Origin of the sequence: Streptosporangium sp. NPDC049644 (assembly GCF_040675205.1) — a bacterium.
Taxonomy (GTDB): domain Bacteria; phylum Actinomycetota; class Actinomycetes; order Streptosporangiales; family Streptosporangiaceae; genus Streptosporangium; species Streptosporangium fukuiense.
Genome location: NZ_JBFAOJ010000041.1, coordinates 1 through 16,335, shown reverse-complemented (window position 1 = coordinate 16,335; position 16,335 = coordinate 1). Strand labels below are relative to the sequence as shown.

The following is a 16,335-nucleotide window of genomic DNA, read 5'->3' as shown; positions in this document are numbered from 1 at the left end:
GCATTCTCGCTGATCCCTCCCAGGTGATTCCGTGACCCCGCGGTGAGGCCCGGAGCCTCTGGCTGCGTCCGCCTCACCGCGGCCCCCCAAGCCCTGCCCCACCATTCGGCCTCCGGCCCCGCGAGAAAGGACGAGTCAGGAATTCGGCATCGACATCATCGCGTCGGTTCCGTGCCCGGGGCGGGTCGCGTATCGCCGGTGGATGACACCCCTCAGCGGCACCCACCGGGAACTTGTCACACGATCACCCCCCGCACGCCGACAGCCGGGCATCGAAACAGCGAGGACCCGGCCGTCAGCCGCGACGACCCCTGAAAGCGCCATTGGCCGAACACCGGCGAGAGGACAGAACAATGGATCATCCCAAGCCCAGCGACGTCATCTGGGACATCACCTATGCGTGCCCGCTGCGTTGCGTACATTGCTATTCCGAGTCGGGCAGGCGGCCGACGCGGCAGCTGGGCCATGAGGACATGCTCAAGGTCGCCGACGCGCTCATCTCCCTGGCCCCGCAGGCGGTCGAGTTCGCGGGCGGCGAACCCCTGCTCGTGAAGGGGGTCCACGAGGTCGCCGAGCGCATCTCGCGTGCCGGAATCGCCGTGAACCTCTATACCAGCGGGTGGACGATGACGCCCTCGGCGGCGGAAGAAGCGGCACAGGTGTTCTCCAGGATCACGGTGAGCGTCGACGGGGCCGACGCCGCGACGCACGACCGGATCCGCGGGCGGTCCGGCTCCTTCGACCGCGCCATGAACGCACTCGCCCTCCTCGACGGCATCTCCCGGAGCCGAACGGAGCGCGGTCTCGACGCCCTACTGTTCGGGATCGACTGCGTGGTGATGCGCGGCAACTTCCACCAGATGAGCGAGTTCTGCAGGATGGCCGCGTCCCGCTTCTCGGAGATGCGGTTTCTCACCTTCGGCGCCGCCGTCCCGTCAGGTCTTGCCAGCAGGCCCGCGTTCAGCGACCGTGAGCTCCTCACAGAGGAAGAGCTCAGGACGCTCACGAGCGCCGAGCACCGGCAGAGCCTGCAGGACCTGGTCCCCGCTTCGGTTCTAGTGACGACCAACGACAACTTCATGTTGCAGATGAATCCGGCTGTCGTCGAACGACTCGGGTTCCCTCTCATGCAGGTCGAACCCGATGGACAGGTGCGCGCCATGCCCATCTATGAGGGCACCGTCGGCAGCCTGCTGACCGAAGATCCGGAGACGCTGTGGGACAGGGCGGTCGCACGATGGAGTGATCCTTTCGTCGTCGACGCACTCTCCGCCGTAAGCACCTGGGCCGACTGGGCGGAGGCGACCCGGCACATCGACTACCATTTCGGATCCGATGAGGTCAGGCGGCGCATCGACCGACGGCCCGAATACTCCGTACCGGAATCCTGACAACGTTTGGGCACAAGGAGCGTCTCCGTACGCACTCCCGAGTCGCCCCGGCTTCAGGCTCTCGCAGGGCGAATTCGGGTGATCATCGTAACGGTGACGGATAGTCATAAAGCCAGAGCTTGATCAAAGACGTCGGCTGGAGTGCGTCAGCCGAGCGTCTTGCGGGGGGCGAGTGTTGAGACGCTCTTCAACGGTGCGCGGGTTGACCGCGGTATGGACGGACAGGTCGGTGCGTTCGGGGAAGTACTGGCGAAGCAGCTCGTTGGTGCCACGCTGCCATGGGCTGCCCGGCATCGCCCCCCAGTCCCCGACACGCCGACGTTGCCCGATCTGCCGGCGAGCGACCCTGGCCCATGTGCGGGCCCGTTGCCGCGCCCGCGCATGTCAACGACGTCCGAATCTTTGACCCCCTGGTGTCGATAGGAGGTCACGGTTCAGACGACGTCCACAAGCGGATCTCGTTCGGAGAGGTCGATGGGGAGACCTCTGTGGAGATCGCTTTCAAGCACAACTGCTGGAAGCATGAAGAGGACCTGCTCATCCGCTACGAGGGCGTTTCGAGCTTCACACTCGACATCGCCGTGCCGTCCCAGGACGGGCCACGCGGCGTGGTGATCCTTGACGAGATCCTTCCGCGTCCTGATGGGTGCAGCCATGAGATCGTGTTCCGGCCCGGAACCGTCACGGTGTCCTGCCGGGATCTGATCATCACGTGGGTGGAGTCCGATTGTCCTGAGAAGTCTCCCGGCGGCCGAGGACGTGTACCTGGCGGACCCAAGGGCCGATGGTTTTCAGGAGCGCTGCGTTCCGAGGGCCGGCCAGGGTGGGAGTCTCCCTCCCGACGGCTTCCACAGAAGATCATCCCGCGCACTCGATTCGAGAGCTTGGTGACATGTCCACCGGTGAACGCCGCCTGTCAGCCGAGGAACAGGCCGTCGTCCTGGCTCTTCTCGCACAGGATTTCCCCGGCGCAGATGAACTTCGTGCCCAGGTTCCCTCGGCGGTCGTGGCCGGGCGAGGCGGGTTTGGAAGTTTTCGGCCGACCGCGCGCACTTGGGAACGGTCGTGGGACCGTGTGGCCGGGCGGTGGATTCCCTGTCGGCCTCAGCGAGGGTTCCGCGAGAGCGCGAGCTTCCGGAGGAAGACGGCATTGGACGATGACGTGCGCAGACCGTCGAGTATCCCGGTGAGCGCCGGCTCACGGTCCAGGCCTGCGAGCACCTGCCGGAGTTTCCAGATGATCTCTCGCTCGTCGTCTGCGAGGAGCAGTTCCTCCCGCCGTGTGCTGGAGGATGTCACGTCCACCGCGGGGAACAGACGCTGCTCGGCGAGAGTCCGGTCAAGCCGCAACTCCATGTTGCCGGTGCTCTTGAACTCCTCGAAGAGATAGTCGTCCATCCGCGAGCCCGTCTCGACGAGCGCGGTCGCCAGGATGGAGAGCGAGCCGCCCTCCTCGGTCGCGCGGGCCGCGCCGAAGAGCCGTTTCGGCTGGTGGACGGCGTACGCGTCGACTCCACCCGTCAGCGTCCTGCCGCCTTTCGGGGCGATGACGTTGTACGCCCTGCCGAGCCGGGTCAGGGAGTCCAGGAGGACGACGACGTTCCTGCCATGCTCGACGAGCCGTTTGGCCCGCTCGATCGCGAGTTCGGCGAGCGCCGTATGGTCGCGTTCGGGCTGGTCGAACGTCGAGGCGATCACCTCGCCGCGCACCTGCCGGTGGAAATCGGTGACCTCCTCGGGGCGCTCGCCCACGAGCACCACCATGAGGTGGACCGTGGGGTGGTTCGCCGCGATGGCGTCGGCGATCGCCTTGAGTGCCATGGTCTTCCCGGCCTTCGGTGGCGCGGCGATCAGGCCGCGCTGCCCCAGGCCGACCGGGGTGACGAGGTCGATCAGGCGGGTGATCGGCGATCCCGTCTCCAACAGCAGGCGTCGGTGGGGGTGGACGGGCGTCATGTCGGCGAAGTGTGGCCGTGCCACGCCTGGTTCCGCGCCGTCGATCGACAACACCTCGGCCGGTTTGCCGGACGACTTGCGCAGTGCCGCTGTGATCAGGTCGCCCGGGCGCAGGCCGAGCGCCTTCACTTGGGCGGCGGGCAGGCAGAGATCGTCCTCGCCGGGGAGGTAGCCGCCCGCCCTGAGGTAGGCCCTCCCGCCGCGGACATCGAGCAAACCGGTCACCTCCCGTTCTTCGGCGGGCGGGCGTGTGCTGTTCCGAGCCGTCGGAACGGTGGTCGTGGCGCTCCTTTTCGAAGGCCTGTCGGTGGTGATGGTCATGGGCGTGTCCTTAAGAGCCGAGATGGGCGTTGGGAAGGAGGGATGTGCACCGGTTCGGCCCGATGGCGGGCATGGTGCGATGAAGTCCCGGCAGGCGGCAGGCGATCCATGCGCGCGGGGAAGGCGTGTGCTGACGCCGTCCGGTCGCCGAACGGGAAATGACACCCGCGGCGGCGGGCGAAAACGAAATACCGACGCTCAGCGGCGGCGAGAGAAGGGCTCTGAATCGAAAAGAGGATCAGATCGACCACATCGACGAGCCGATTTCACGATAACACCATCCCGGGGTTCGAACGCAACCCGGGATCCGGACGGGTTCCCCAGGCCTCGCTCCTGGGCCGACCGCGCTGTTAGGGTTGTCCGCTGATCAAGGGAGCGAAGACAGCGCATGACGTCGACCGAGTTTCGTATCGGCGGGGAGTTGGGGGTACGGCGGCTTGGATTCGGGGCCATGCAGTTGCCGACCGAGCCGGGCCCCGCTCGTGAGACCTCCCTCGCGGTCGCCCGGCGGGCCGTCGACCTGGGCGTCACGCTGATCGACACCGCCCACCTGTACGGCGGAGGAGCCAACGAGGAACTCCTCGCCGAGGCCCTGTACCCCTACGCGAACGGCCTGCTCATCACCACCAAGGTCGGCGTCGCACGAACGGGCCCTGCGGGCGAGTGGAGGCTCGACGGCCGGCCGGCCATCCTGCGCGACCAGGTCGACCAGGCCCTGCGCCGGCTCCGCGTCGAACGCATCGAGCTGCTCCAGCTGCACCGTATCGACCCGGAGACCCCTCTCTCCGACCAGCTCGGCACGCTGCGGGACCTCCAGACCGAAGGCAAGCTCGGCCGGATCGGACTGTCCGAGGTCACCGTCGCCGAACTCGACCGGGCACGGGAGATCATCGACGTCGCGAGCGTGCAGAACCGCTACAACATACTGGACCGCGAACACGAGCCCGTGCTCGCGGCCTGCGAGGCGGCGGGGATCGCGTTCCTCCCATGGCGGCCTGTCGCGGCAGGGGCGTCGGGGGCGCAGACCGAGATCGCCGCCGTGGCGGCCGAACTCGGCGCCACCCCCACGCAGGTCGCGCTCGCCTGGCTCCTCGGCCACTCGCCGGTCATTCTCCCCATCCCGGGCACCGCCCGGATGGACCACCTGGAGGAGAACCTCGCCGCGACTCGGCTCCACCTGCCCCAGGCCCACCGCGACCGTCTGGACCGGCTGCCCGAACTGGCATAGCGCGCTGCCCTCGCCTGCGGGCGCCCGTTCGGCGGCGTTCGGCCAAGACCCGCTCACGGTGACCTACGACTGCCCTCCCGAAACGATCAACGGCGCCTCGCCTGGACGTAAGACCTGTTCAGGCATCACTTCGGGTGCTCGACGGAGAGTCAGGAACGGAATCCCGGACCGTCGATCCCCCTGACCAGGTGCGAGGATCAGCCATCGCCAGACGATCGTCAGGCTCGGCATACACCTGCGGACGTACCGGTACGCGGTGAAGGCGCGGCAGCAGGCGTTCTCCCAGGACGAGCGGGCCATCCGGTCGCCGCAGGGCGTGCTGAGGCCGAATCTGCGCGGAGTGGGTGTCGTTCGACACGGTCACGCTCTTGGAGAGCCGGTCGGCCGGCGGCGCCGAGCGTGATGCCGGGATGAAGCAACTGGTCAGCGTCCGCTGACACTGTTTTAACCCGCCTCAGCGGCCGTGGAGGAAGTGACGGGCTGGGACGAACAGCTCGTGCCCGCTCGTGAAGCGCATCCGTACCCCTGCGGCCGTCCACTCGGTCCCGGCAACCTCCTCGCCGGGGTCGATGAGGGACGTGTGGATGGTCACCCCGTGGCCGTATCCGAATCCGGGGTCACGGCCGACCACCACGAGGTGCGACCGTTCCCCGAACAGTGGGTCTTTGCGGAGCAGACCTAGGTGGTGCACCGAGTCGTCCTCATACGTCACGGTGGCGGGCTGCTCGCTCCGGTACACGACCTCGGTTCTGGGCCACTGGCCGACGACCATGATCGCGACACCGGCGACGAGTCCGGCCAAAAGCAGGGCGAAGGTCTTGAACATGCCCATCATGATCTACCACCTGGCCTGAGCTCGCGCGGCGGCGGCACACCGCGCTCGGCCACGCGGACCGACAGAGCGGGTGATGACGGCGTCGTCCAGGAACAGGGCGGCGGCCGGCAGGCTCGCCGCCCCGGCGGTGGCCTGTATTTTTCGTGATTCCAGCGGTAGGAGGCCGGACCGGGAGCGGGCGACCGGCACGGCCTGCCTGTTCCTCCTGATCCGCTGGGCCGTCACCCGGCCGGGGCGCGCCGGGTGCCGCTGTAGAGCGACGTCCCGCCCCGGCTTGATGACGGCGCTGGGCTCAGAGCGTGATGAATCCGTACAGCGCGAGATGGTTCGACTTCGTACTGCTCACCGTGTGATCGATGCTCGACGGCTGCACGGCGCCCTTGACGAACAGATAGTCGATCTGCCGGGAGCCGGAGGTCGCTTTCCCGCCATAACCGGTCATGCCGAAGCCGCTGAGCGTCGTGGGGGCGATCTTCGTACGATTCGCGTCGATCCCGATCACGCGGATCGTCGAGGCGTTCATCAGGCTCTGAGCGTCCGCGCCGACATGGATGCCGGAGTTCGCGATCCCGGTGGAGCCCGCGCCCGCGCAGGCATTGGCTCCGTTCTGCTCCGGGAGGTGCATGGTCGCAGCGAAGACCGTCGTCCCCGTTTCCTTGATCCTGAACCTCGCCGCGATGGCGCTCGTACGCTTCCACTTGTACGCGTTGGTGGCGCCGTCGTCGTTGTTCGGCGGCTTGTACAGCGTGCACCCGGACCCGCCCGCGTACGATGTTCCGGGCTTCAGCCAGCCCGCGCTCCAGTATTTCGAGAGGTCGCCCGCGGCCAGGCTCAGCGTCCTGGTGTTGTAGATGATCCCGTTGGTCTGCTTCTTCTTCAGGTCACCCAGCGCCTGCTGGCTACACTTGTGCGAGCTGCCCCACGGCTCGGGGTCGTTCCAGGCCACGATCGCCTTGTAGGTGCCGGCCGGATATCCGAACTTGGCCGAGAGCTGGTCGGCGTAGGCCGTGGCCTGCCCGGTGCCGCGTACCTGTTGCACGATCAGCAGGTCGGGGGCCTGTACGCCGGAGGTGCCCGTCCGGCCGTTGTCGTCGACCAGCATCGATGTCAGGTGATCCGGGCCCGAAATGCGGGTGCACGAGCCGTCGGCGTGGTTCCGCACCAGGTTCTCGATGTTGTTGTTGTAGACCCGCAAGACTCGATCCGCCGCTGCCGTGGGCGTTTCACGCGCCTGCGCGATGGAGGAGGTGGTCGCGGTGAGCGCGGCGACTGCCACAAGGGCCATCGCACCGCGCGATCGATAATGGCGGGGCATTACCGCAGAGTAGCGACATCTACCGGCAAGGGGCCCTCAAGACCGCCGTACCGGAACCGCCCCCAGAGGCCGGTCCGGCGGTCAGTGGTTGATCGGCGGTGGCTGGTCAGGCAGCCGCCGCAGACGGTGCGGCCAGGGCGGGCATCCCGGGCGACGCGCCGGGGCCTCGTTGATCCTTTGGCCGATCTCAGGCCGGGTCGCGGGTTCAGCAGGGTCTTTAAGCGACACTCTGGGCTTGAACGTACGGGGGTCGGCCCGCGGAACGGACGCGGATGCGCACCGGCTCGCCACCTGTTCGAACACATCGCCCGGGTGACGTATTCGGCGAGCGGTCCAGACCAAAGCGATACGTTTTATTCACTCAGAGTAATGGTATGCACACTGTCGGTAGATCACCGAGGTCATCGAGAGGATCATCGTGAAGCGAATCGCCCTCGTCCCCGTCATCTCCGCCGCCATCGTCGCGGTCATGGGCAGTGCCGCCTACGCCTCACAGTACGTGGCCTACGAGGGGCCGGGCTTCACCGGCCGGTCGGTGGTCATCGACCGGTGCGGCCCGTCCAACATCCCCTTCCACGGGTCGTACAAGTGGTACGGCGACGGCCAGAGCGGCCGGATGTACAACCAGCCCGACACGCAGGGGGTGATGCACTTCGAGCTGCCGTCCAACCGCAACGCGGAGCAGAGAACGCCCGTCGGCTGGAAGAGCATCTTCATCGTGTGCTGACCCCCGGGAGGCGGACAGACCGGAGCACGTCCGCCTCCCGCCATGCGCTCACCGAGAGGGCGTCGCTCGGCCGCCACCCCGCCGGGCCGAGCACGCCGTCACACGGATTCCGCCACCATCGCCCGAAAGGTTCGAGGTGAGGCCCTTGCTGGTTGCCGACGAGAGGGAGGGGAGGCGGCGGGCGTGCCAGGCACGAGCCGAGACCGTCTTGGGGCGGGAACGTTATGCCCGTCGACCTGGGGCGTCTCGGATGCCGTAGCGCGCCCGAAGCGCCGCCCAGTGTACGACCCGGCTTCGCTCCGGGCCCTGGGCCCGCCGCCCCGAGCTCCTGGCGCGCATCGAGGCACCCGAACCGCATGAGGCCGCGCGCGGGCCGCCCGAAGCCGAAGGGCGGGGCTCGTCGGCTGGACGGCCCCGCCCCCGTTCCGGGCGATCGGTAGCGGACGGTGGGACTGGCCTGCTACCCGGCGTAGGTCTCGAACTCGGCGACCTTCGGCGCGCCGGTCGAACCGGTGATCCTGAAGGTGATCTTGCTCAGTGAGGTCGCGGCGAAGGTGATGGCGCCCGCCCCGCTGCCGGATTTCAGGACGGTGCCGGTGGTGCCGTTGAGGAGCTGCCAGGCCCCGATGCCGCCCGCGGAGCCTGACGCCTCACGGATGACGACCCTGGACACCGTCTTGGCGGAACTCCACTTGATCGAGATGTCACCGGTCGAACCGGTCGGCGACCAGTAGGTGCTCAGGTTGCCGTCGCGTACGTTGCCGTAGCTTGTCCCGTCGGCCTTGCTGGAGCCGTCGGAACCGGCCCCGATGCTGAGGTTGGTCCCGCTGGGCGGAGGGGTGATCGTGGGAGTGGGAGTCGGCGTCACTGTCGGTGTCACTGTCGGCGTCGGCGTCGGCGTCTGTGGCGAGCAGCTGCCGTTCGACACCCGCAGCCCCTTGTTGGCGCCCGCCGTCTGACGGACGATGTCCGGCACGCAGCTCGCCCCGTCGAGGCTGTAGGAGTACGGGATGCTGACGGTGGTGTTGGACTGCGGGTTGGGTCCGGCGGGGGCGTTGTCGCCGCCGGGGGCCGACCAGGTCACGTTGTCGAAGATGTTGCCGGCGACCTGCCAGTAGCCGGCCTCGCTGGTGTAGAAGGTGCCCAGGACGTCCTTGGAGTCCTTGAAGTAGTTGTTCTCCACCTTCGCGCGGGCCCCGGCCCGGGAGTTGATGCCGGACTCGTGGAGGTTCACATAGGAGTTGTTGTAGATGTGGGCTATGCCGCCACGCAGCAGGGGTGTGCGGGAGTCGATGTTCTCGTACAGGTTGTGGTGGAAGGTGATGAAGCCGTTCGAGCGGTCGCTCTCGCTGGACCCGATGAGCCCGCCGCGGCCGGAGTTGCGCAGGGTGCTGTAGGACAGGGTCACGTACTGGGTGTCGTCCTTCATGTCGAAGAGGCCGTCGAACCCCTCCGACTCCCCACCCGAGGCCTCCAGGGTGACGTGGTCGACCCAGACGTTGCGGACGGTGCTCTCCATGCCGATGGCGTCGCCGCCGTTGGAGGTGGGCGAGCCCGACTTCTTGACGTTGCGGACGGTGACGTTCTGGATGATGATGTTGCTGGAGTCGCGAATGTGGATGCCCAGCTGGTCGAAGACGGCCCCATTGCCGACCCCGATGATCGTGACGTTGCTGATCTGCTTGAGTTCAATCACGCCGGCGGCGGTGTTGCAGCTTGTGCCCGACACCTTGCTGGTATTGCCGTGATTGATGGTCCCCTCGACCTCGATGGTGATCGGGGTGCTGCTGCTGGCCCGGCCGCACAGGGCCGCGTGGATCGCGGTCCCCGTGGTGGCCCTCACCGTCTGTCCGCCCGCACCGCCGGTGGTCCCGCCGTTGCCGGTCGCGTAGCCGGTGGCGCTGCCGGCCGCCGAGACCTGGATCATCGGCAGGGCCACACCGACCGCGGCCGCGGAGGTGCCGAGCGCCCACCCGGACACGGCGACCGCGCCGGCGATGGCAACCGCGGCGGCCCTCCTGTCGAACCTGTTTTTCACAGCCGAACTCCTTGCTGGTCCGGCAGGCCTGGGTGGCCTGCGCTCCGGATTCCCCCCAGCGAGTGCGCACCGCTCACATGTGTGAACACGTCCGTGTTGGCGGACAGTCACACCATAGGAAAGCGCTTTCCAACTGTCAATGAACCGGGAAACTTTCATGCCGAACGTCCGGGAGGTCGTGGATCAGCGCGTGGTGGTCAACCCGGTCCAGGCGCGCGAGCTGCTCACCGCGATGACCAACGTGAGCCGTCTCGGCCGTGGCCGACACCCGCAGAGCTTCTTCGCCCGCCCCCGCGAGCAGGACTGCCGCCCGATCACCTTGATCAGGCGGATCTCGCCGCTCTCCGGGCCGACGTGCTCATCGGCGGCTTGCCCAACCGGCCCCTCGACAAGCGATCAACCTTGCATGATCTGCGGTCGGCCCGTCGATGCCCACCCGCAGCCGTCCGTCACCGAGTGCCAGGATCCGGTCGACGACCTGCTCAACGAGCGCGGTGCGCTCGGGTGAGGCGGGGGCGGGGCAGGGCTGTTGCCACGTTGAGAGCGAGGTGTGGACATCGGTCCGGTGCGAGGCCATGAGCGGGAGCCTACGTCGCGTGATCTTCGGCCTCCATGTCAAGATCCATCCCGCGAACACCGGCCAGGAGCCGCCGTCTCGATCATCACCGTGCGATCCGGTGCAACGATGCCACCGGTGAAGCTCATCCGGGTTCCTCCAGTTTGGAGGCGATGCTTTCCAGGGCGGAGAGGTCCGCGGGCGAGAGCCGGTCGATGACGTGGCGGCGGACCGACTCCAGGTGGGTGGGGGCGGCGTCCCCGAGCGTTTCCAGGCCGCGTTCGGTGAGGACGAGGTAGCAGCCTCGGCCGTCGTCCGGATCAGGCTCGCGCCGTACGAGACCTCGGGCCTCCATACGGGTGGCGTGCCGGGACAGGCGGCTGCGTGACCAGCCCATCTTGGCGGCCTGCTCGCGCAGCGTGCTGGTGTGGCCGGGACGCTCGGAGAGCGTGCTGAGCACTTCGTAGTCGGGATCGGACAGGCCGATCGCGGCCAGGTCGTGCGCGGTGCGCGACTGGACCGCGATCATCATGCGGCGCAGGGCGCGCCAGGCTCGTTCCTCGTCCGCGTCGAGCCAGCGCACCGTCGCGGAGGACCGTTTCGTTGACATGTAAACAGGTTACCGGTTACGTTCGTTTACATGTCAATGAAAACTGCGCGTATCCTCGTCCTGATGTGCAGCACCCGTCCCGGCGCCCGCGGCCCGGCGGTGGGAGGGTGGCTGATCGAGACGATCGCGCCACGCGCCGCGGAACTCGGCGTGGAACTCGTGCCGGTGGCTCTTGGCGACCTCGGCCTGCCGTTCCTCGACGAGGAGGACCCACCGGCATCCGGTGTCTACCGGCACGAGCACACCAAGCGGTGGAGCACGATGGTGGACGCGGCGGACGGCTTCATCGCGGTCACCCCTGAGTACAACTACGGCATGCCGGCGACCTTCAAGAACGCCCTCGACTACCTGGGCCGCGAATGGGCGTGGAAGCCGATGGGGTTCGTCAGTTACGGCAACACCTCGGCGGGCACCCGGTCGGTCCAGCACGCCAAGCAGGTGGTGACCACGCTGCGGCTGGTGCCGCTGGGCGCCACGGTCGCCCTGCGCATCGGCGACACGATGGAGAACGGGCGACTCCGCCCGGACGCCGGACGCGACGCGACCGCCACCGGGGTCCTGGACGAACTCGTCCGGGTCGCCCACGCCCTCCGGCCGCTGCGCGAGCAGGCCCGGTCGCGGTCGGGGCCGTTGCCGGGATCGTATGTGAGAGCGCTGACCCCGGACGACGCCTCGGAGGTCCTGGTGCTCCAGCGCTGCTGCTGGCTGGAGGAGGCGCTGGCCAACGACACCCTGGCCATCCCCGCTCTGGGGGAGTCGCTGGAGCAGGTACGCGAATGGCTGGCCACCTGGCACACCACGGGCCTGTGGCGGGATGGCCGGCTCCTGGGCATGGTGCGGGCGCGCAGCGTGGACGGCGACTGGCACGTGGGCCGGCTCGGCGTCGTCCCCGATCTGCGAGGCCGGGGCGTAGGGCGCTGGCTGCTGCGCGAGGCCGAAGCCGCGGCCGAGGCCGGCTGCCGCCGCATCGTGCTGTTCACCGGTGCCGAGAGTCAACGCAACATCCGCCTCTACCGCGCCCAGGGCTACCGAACGGAGTCGTTCGACGGCGCGACCGCCTTCCTCACCAAGCCGGTGCCTGCGGATGGCGTCGTCCGGGTTCCCGCTGGGTAGCCGGCGGGACTGGGATGAGGGGACCGGTTCCATCCCACGACCAGCGCACCCGGCCGCACACCCCGAAAACGATCAACGACGCCTGCCCCAAGGGAAGTCCCTGGTCAGACGCCGTTTCACAAGCTCGGCGAAGGGCGTGGGATTCGAACCCACGAGACCGGTCACCCAACCCAGCGATTTTCAAGAGGGCTGCGTCCCGACCAACGGTCGGGTCTCTGACCGGGCCATGAGCCTCTTCTCGGATCTCGACTACGGAAGAGCATCCCGCGTATATCCCACGGCCCCTCGGTCCCCGATCACCATGGCTGGTGCCGCGGATCATTCCTTCCCCACCAACGGAAGCTTTTTCCTCCCTAACTCTTGACCTGCTCCCCAGGCCGTCCGAGACCATGTCGATCATGTGGTTCTTCCGCTTCCTCGCCATCGGGCTTCTCAGCGGGACCCTGATGATCCCGCTTCTACACTCCCCGCGGGACGACGGATTCGAGCATCTGCGCTTGAGTGCGATCATGAGCCTGGAGATCGGCTGGTTTCTCACGGTCCCGATCTCGCTGATGGTCGGAGCCCTGTGGGTCGGCTTTTTCAGCAAGCGGCCCCGGCCGGCGCCTCCAGGCTTCGTCCTGGGAGGGATCACCGTCGCGTTCGGAGCTCTGGTCCTGTCACAGGCAATGGCCACGTCACGATGGCTCAACGGCTCGCCTGACGGAGTCGGCGATCCGGACGGCGAATACGTCATGGCGGCGTTCGCCGAGCTTTCGGGAGCGGTGACCCTGCTCGTCGGCGCGGTGATCCTGAGCAGTCGGGGCGTCGCCGTCCGGCGTTCGCGGAAGACGGTCGCCCCTGCACCCATGAGCCGTTGATCAGTGGAGAAGACCGCGGAAGCGAGAGATTCGAACTCCTGACACCCTGCCTGCAAAGACGCATGCCAACCTTGCTCGCCCTGCGAAGACGCAGATCAGCGACCTGATCGCGTTCCCCGTGACTCCCGGCTGTTCCCTCTCGTTTCCCGTCCCATCGGGCACGCGACGGGCACGGCTGACTCACCGCATGATCACGGATTCTCTCGTCTTCCTCCAATCCTGGTATGCCTCATGTTGTGACGGCGAGTGGGAGCACGGCTACGGCGTAAAGATCGAAACCCTGGACGACCCGGGATGGTTCGTGGAGATCGATCTCATGGACACGCCCCTGTCCGGGACCTCACTGGAACGCTTTGTGATAGATCGCACAGAGGATGACTGGATACAGTTCTGGAGCGACGGCACCCACTTTAAAGGCGCATGTGGACCCTTGAATCTCGGTGAGATGTTGGGAGCTTTTCGGGACTTCGTTGAGACCACCGCCATGTCTCCTCCCGCCTGACTTTCCTGTTCGTCGCCGCATCACCTGGGGAGGGGACTCTAGGATCGAACCCTGAGCGTACGGATTAAAAGATCACCCTCAGGCTGTTCTGGATAGTTCAATGCAGGGCAGGAGGCATGTGTAGTCCCCGTTGAACGCCCTTGGACGGCATGGAACTGCAACTGGCCACGGCAGCGCGGCGTCCGTTGATCAACGCGGCGAACGCTTACCTAGAGCCGCCAGCAGAATGCCGACCGGCATAGTGACGGCCATCAGCGCCAGGAAGGGCAGCATATCGATACGGATATTCATTTGCGGATGGTAAGTGCTCATATACCACTCGTCAAGGGCAGCCAGGAAACAAGCCGCAGCCGGCAACAGCAGATAGCGAGACTCCGATCGCGTGCGACGCAGGACCAGATGGAGCGCCACAAATATCAATCCGCCAAGAATTAAAGGCAGGGTCTGATACAGCATGCCGATCACGTCGTAGATCATATATCTTCCATTCTGGAAAACTAAGCGGAGCTGTACCAGGATAGGTTTAAAATGGCTCTCTTGATGCTCGACCTGACATTTAACGTCATCTGCCCGCGACGACTCCGGACCTCATCCTAAAACCTCAGGAAGAGGTACCTCTGACGCGAGAGTGCAACGCCTCGAACCAGTCGGCAGCCATGTCTGTTTCCGTGACCCGTCCAAGCGGCATGATCGCGGGCACACCGGGTCCGAGGTTCACCAAAGCGAGACCCAGAGGCACCCCTTGCTCGTCTTTTGTGCCGGGCATGCACATCAGTCCTGTGTCCGGTCATCGCCACGCTCTTTCTTATGCTCCTGCCGATCTCCGAGGAGAATCGGAACCACCTCGCATGGCACGCGGTGATCGGCCACGTTACTCGGTGAGCCGGAGTGAGAAACGAATCCCGGATCTTCGATCGCCCCAACCACGGCAGACACTGGCCACCTGGTGGCGATCGTCGTGCTGCATAGGGGCGGCGGCGCCGACCGCAGGCCGGCCGATCGCGTGGGTACGGTGTCGCGTGCGTGCGGTGACGGCCCGGAGTGCTGCGCGCGTGCCGGGACCGGTCCCCAGGCCGCATGCCCGGCGCGCACTGGCAGGCGCAGGGCCGGGCGACGGCGTGCAGCGCCGCCGCCGCTTGACCGTGGCCGGCACCTGCGGGGCTTCTTCGCCTGCCTCTACTTCGCCGGTCTCCGCCCGGCCGAAGCACTCGGACTCCGCAAGCAGGACTGCCACCTTCCTACAACGGGCTGGGGGCGACTGATCCTGGCCAAGTCCAAGCCGCAGACGAACAAGAAGTGGACCGACAGCGGGGACGCTCACGACGATCGCGGACTCAAGCACCGGGCCGAGGACGAGGGCCGTCCCGTGCCGATCCCGCCAGAGCTGGTGGCCATCCTGCGCGAGCACATCGAAGAGTTCGGCGTCCACGAGGACGGGCGGCTGTTCCGTACCTCACTCGGGGGCGTGATCTCCATCGGGACCTACTGCGAGGTGTGGAAGGCTGCGCGGGCCTTCGCCCTGACTCCCGAGCAGCAGGTCTCACCCCTGGCGGCTCGGCCGTACGACCTGCGCCACGCTGCGGTGTCCCTCTGGCTCAATGCCGGAGTGGCGGCCCCTGACGTGGCAGAGCGGGCGGGGCACGGGGTGGACGTACTGCTCAAGGTCTATGCCAGGTGCAGCGACTGCGGCACGGAGATCGTCAACCAGAGGATCGAGGACGCATCAGCGGCGTGAGCGGAGACACGAAGGGACCCCAAGCAGTACTGGGGTCCCTTCTGCGGCCCTGTCGGTGCCGGCAGAGCTCAAGCCGCTCGGCGACTCATGATGGGGTCCGCGATGATACGAATCGGCAAGTACAACGTCTGACCATGTGCCCGAAACAGGGCATCACGGGAGCTGAAATACCCCAGATCGGACAGGACGTGGCCGGACAGATCACAAGATGAGCAGGTCACGCCGTCCCAGTCCACGGCGGTATGGGCCACCGCGTCGAAGAGCGTCTCACCACCGGTATTGGTGAACCCGCCTCCCTTCTGCAGCGTACTCAGATCACCGTAGAGTTCGGAGACGGTCACCCACTGGTCCCCGAGCAGGAACTCCGGCCAGGCGAGCACTATCTGATGCGGGATCAATGCCCGCAACCGGGGAAATCGTGGATGCCAGAAACGCCCGTCCACCAGCAGTCCTCTGACCCGGCTCGCGATTCCGCCGACCCGCCCCACCGCTTCCAGAACCGCCAGTCGCTGGCTGCATGATCCGCGTTCCAAAAGAAGCGTCCTGGAGACCGGCTGCGTGTCGTTCATGGCATAAACCGGACGCACCCGTGCGGCGATAAGCCGGTGAGCTGTGACCAGAAGACCCTGGTCCGTCCCAGTGTTCTCACGTCGAGCTTCGCTCGCCAACCTCAATACCCGGGGATGCTTCCAGTCCAGGATGGGCGTCACTGCCAACTCGCTCTCACCCGTTCCCTGGACGGCAGCAACGCGACGACACCGTAAGGGCGAGAGGACCGGCTCCATTCCGTGATCGTATATGTGGCTCACGATGCATCAAGTGGAGCCTGCGAAGTGTGCCGGCTTCCTCCCGCCGTTCGCCACTTCACTGCTTTGCACAGCTTGCAGGTACAGGCCATGGCCAGATTGGCAGGGTGCGCCCAGACGTGAGCCTGATTCCGGAGTTGGCAGCGTTCACCGAACAGGACATCGAGGGCAGCCACCTGGGGAACCGCGACCGACATCATTCCGCGTATATTCCGCGAACACCGGCTGAGAGCCGCTCACGGTGGCCTACTGAGGAAGAAAGCTGGAGGTTATGCCGGATCGGAGATCACGAGTCCGGTCTCGGCGATGAACCCGTCCAACAGGTCGGACCGGTACTGCAGC

General features: G+C 66.7%; 17 protein-coding genes and 1 pseudogene. 9 read left to right on the top strand and 9 right to left on the bottom strand.

The window, feature by feature from the left end:
- The first annotated feature begins 353 nt into the window (after nucleotides 1-353).
- Nucleotides 354-1,391: a radical SAM protein gene (locus AB0J58_RS22795; protein WP_364218504.1), complete on the top strand. Its 1,038-nt coding sequence runs from the start codon at nucleotides 354-356 to the stop codon at nucleotides 1,389-1,391.
- A gap of 146 nt (nucleotides 1,392-1,537) precedes the next feature.
- On the opposite strand, the pseudogene AB0J58_RS22790 reads toward AB0J58_RS22795, so the two are convergent.
- From AB0J58_RS22790 to rho, 3 genes and pseudogenes are all read right to left on the bottom strand, one after another.
- A pseudogene (locus AB0J58_RS22790) lies at nucleotides 1,538-1,682 on the bottom strand (IS30 family transposase); the annotation flags it as partial.
- A 143-nt stretch (nucleotides 1,683-1,825) separates the two neighbouring features.
- Nucleotides 1,826-2,047: a hypothetical protein gene (locus tag AB0J58_RS22785; RefSeq protein ID WP_364218502.1), complete on the bottom strand. Its 222-nt coding sequence runs from the start codon at nucleotides 2,045-2,047 to the stop codon at nucleotides 1,826-1,828.
- A 448-nt stretch (nucleotides 2,048-2,495) separates the two neighbouring features.
- Nucleotides 2,496-3,572, bottom strand: coding sequence for a transcription termination factor Rho (rho, locus tag AB0J58_RS22780; RefSeq protein ID WP_364218500.1), 1,077 nt, complete (start codon nucleotides 3,570-3,572; stop codon nucleotides 2,496-2,498).
- Nucleotides 3,573-4,056: 484 nt separating this feature from the next.
- Between rho and AB0J58_RS22775 the strand changes: the two genes are divergently transcribed.
- Nucleotides 4,057-4,896, top strand: a complete 840-nt coding sequence (locus tag AB0J58_RS22775; protein WP_364218498.1) for an aldo/keto reductase — start codon at nucleotides 4,057-4,059, stop codon at nucleotides 4,894-4,896.
- Between the two features lie 454 nt (nucleotides 4,897-5,350).
- Here AB0J58_RS22775 and AB0J58_RS22770 read toward each other — a convergent pair whose 3' ends face one another.
- Nucleotides 5,351-5,731, bottom strand: coding sequence for a hypothetical protein (locus AB0J58_RS22770; RefSeq protein WP_364218496.1), 381 nt, complete (start codon nucleotides 5,729-5,731; stop codon nucleotides 5,351-5,353).
- A gap of 292 nt (nucleotides 5,732-6,023) precedes the next feature.
- Entirely contained in the window at nucleotides 6,024-7,016 is a 993-nt protein-coding gene (locus tag AB0J58_RS22765; protein WP_364218494.1) for a hypothetical protein, read from the bottom strand.
- Nucleotides 7,017-7,464: 448 nt separating this feature from the next.
- Between AB0J58_RS22765 and AB0J58_RS22760 the strand changes: the two genes are divergently transcribed.
- Entirely contained in the window at nucleotides 7,465-7,773 is a 309-nt protein-coding gene (locus tag AB0J58_RS22760; protein ID WP_364218493.1) for a MiAMP1 family antimicrobial peptide, read from the top strand.
- Nucleotides 7,774-8,233: 460 nt separating this feature from the next.
- Here AB0J58_RS22760 and AB0J58_RS22755 read toward each other — a convergent pair whose 3' ends face one another.
- Nucleotides 8,234-9,700: a pectate lyase gene (locus AB0J58_RS22755; RefSeq protein WP_364218607.1), complete on the bottom strand. Its 1,467-nt coding sequence runs from the start codon at nucleotides 9,698-9,700 to the stop codon at nucleotides 8,234-8,236.
- 268 nt (nucleotides 9,701-9,968) lie between these two features.
- Between AB0J58_RS22755 and AB0J58_RS22750 the strand changes: the two genes are divergently transcribed.
- Nucleotides 9,969-10,319 carry a hypothetical protein gene (locus AB0J58_RS22750; RefSeq protein WP_364218491.1) on the top strand — a complete coding sequence of 117 codons (351 nt, stop codon included), beginning with the start codon at nucleotides 9,969-9,971 and terminating at the stop codon, nucleotides 10,317-10,319.
- A 193-nt stretch (nucleotides 10,320-10,512) separates the two neighbouring features.
- On the opposite strand, the gene AB0J58_RS22745 is transcribed toward AB0J58_RS22750, so the two are convergent.
- Nucleotides 10,513-10,977 (bottom strand): MarR family transcriptional regulator, encoded by a 465-nt coding sequence (locus AB0J58_RS22745; RefSeq protein ID WP_364218489.1) that lies wholly within the window; start codon nucleotides 10,975-10,977, stop codon nucleotides 10,513-10,515.
- Between the two features lie 30 nt (nucleotides 10,978-11,007).
- Here AB0J58_RS22745 and AB0J58_RS22740 point away from each other — a divergent pair, with 30 nt between their 5' ends.
- From AB0J58_RS22740 to AB0J58_RS22730, 3 genes are all read left to right on the top strand, one after another.
- Entirely contained in the window at nucleotides 11,008-12,090 is a 1,083-nt protein-coding gene (locus AB0J58_RS22740) for a bifunctional NAD(P)H-dependent oxidoreductase/GNAT family N-acetyltransferase (protein WP_364218487.1), read from the top strand.
- A 308-nt stretch (nucleotides 12,091-12,398) separates the two neighbouring features.
- The gene (locus AB0J58_RS22735) at nucleotides 12,399-12,950 is read left to right on the top strand and encodes a hypothetical protein (RefSeq protein ID WP_364218485.1); all 552 of its coding nucleotides are present in this window, start codon (nucleotides 12,399-12,401) and stop codon (nucleotides 12,948-12,950) included.
- 187 nt (nucleotides 12,951-13,137) lie between these two features.
- Complete coding sequence (locus AB0J58_RS22730; protein WP_364218483.1) at nucleotides 13,138-13,452, top strand: immunity 53 family protein; 315 nt, start codon at nucleotides 13,138-13,140, stop codon at nucleotides 13,450-13,452.
- Nucleotides 13,453-13,641: 189 nt separating this feature from the next.
- On the opposite strand, the gene AB0J58_RS22725 is transcribed toward AB0J58_RS22730, so the two are convergent.
- Nucleotides 13,642-13,929, bottom strand: a complete 288-nt coding sequence (locus AB0J58_RS22725; RefSeq protein ID WP_364218481.1) for a hypothetical protein — start codon at nucleotides 13,927-13,929, stop codon at nucleotides 13,642-13,644.
- Between the two features lie 469 nt (nucleotides 13,930-14,398).
- Between AB0J58_RS22725 and AB0J58_RS22720 the strand changes: the two genes are divergently transcribed.
- Nucleotides 14,399-15,187, top strand: a complete 789-nt coding sequence (locus AB0J58_RS22720; protein ID WP_364218479.1) for a hypothetical protein — start codon at nucleotides 14,399-14,401, stop codon at nucleotides 15,185-15,187.
- A 68-nt stretch (nucleotides 15,188-15,255) separates the two neighbouring features.
- Here AB0J58_RS22720 and AB0J58_RS22715 read toward each other — a convergent pair whose 3' ends face one another.
- The gene (locus AB0J58_RS22715) at nucleotides 15,256-15,756 is read right to left on the bottom strand and encodes a hypothetical protein (protein WP_364218477.1); all 501 of its coding nucleotides are present in this window, start codon (nucleotides 15,754-15,756) and stop codon (nucleotides 15,256-15,258) included.
- A gap of 356 nt (nucleotides 15,757-16,112) precedes the next feature.
- Between AB0J58_RS22715 and AB0J58_RS22710 the strand changes: the two genes are divergently transcribed.
- Nucleotides 16,113-16,335, top strand: a 223-nt coding sequence (locus AB0J58_RS22710; protein ID WP_364218475.1) for a hypothetical protein, incomplete at its 3' end; no start/stop codon positions are given.

Coding starts and splice junctions, on each gene's coding strand:
- AB0J58_RS22730 (WP_364218483.1), top strand. CDS start 13,138: ATGATCACGGATTCTCTCGTCTTCCTCCAATCCTGGTATGCCTCATGT.
- AB0J58_RS22785 (WP_364218502.1), bottom strand. CDS start 2,047: ATGGCTGCACCCATCAGGACGCGGAAGGATCTCGTCAAGGATCACCAC.
- AB0J58_RS22725 (WP_364218481.1), bottom strand. CDS start 13,929: ATGATCTACGACGTGATCGGCATGCTGTATCAGACCCTGCCTTTAATT.
- AB0J58_RS22715 (WP_364218477.1), bottom strand. CDS start 15,756: ATGAACGACACGCAGCCGGTCTCCAGGACGCTTCTTTTGGAACGCGGA.
- AB0J58_RS22775 (WP_364218498.1), top strand. CDS start 4,057: ATGACGTCGACCGAGTTTCGTATCGGCGGGGAGTTGGGGGTACGGCGG.
- AB0J58_RS22740 (WP_364218487.1), top strand. CDS start 11,008: ATGTCAATGAAAACTGCGCGTATCCTCGTCCTGATGTGCAGCACCCGT.
- AB0J58_RS22745 (WP_364218489.1), bottom strand. CDS start 10,977: ATGTCAACGAAACGGTCCTCCGCGACGGTGCGCTGGCTCGACGCGGAC.
- AB0J58_RS22765 (WP_364218494.1), bottom strand. CDS start 7,016: ATGGCCCTTGTGGCAGTCGCCGCGCTCACCGCGACCACCTCCTCCATC.
- AB0J58_RS22755 (WP_364218607.1), bottom strand. CDS start 9,700: ATGATCCAGGTCTCGGCGGCCGGCAGCGCCACCGGCTACGCGACCGGC.
- AB0J58_RS22770 (WP_364218496.1), bottom strand. CDS start 5,731: ATGATGGGCATGTTCAAGACCTTCGCCCTGCTTTTGGCCGGACTCGTC.
- AB0J58_RS22795 (WP_364218504.1), top strand. CDS start 354: ATGGATCATCCCAAGCCCAGCGACGTCATCTGGGACATCACCTATGCG.
- AB0J58_RS22750 (WP_364218491.1), top strand. CDS start 9,969: ATGCCGAACGTCCGGGAGGTCGTGGATCAGCGCGTGGTGGTCAACCCG.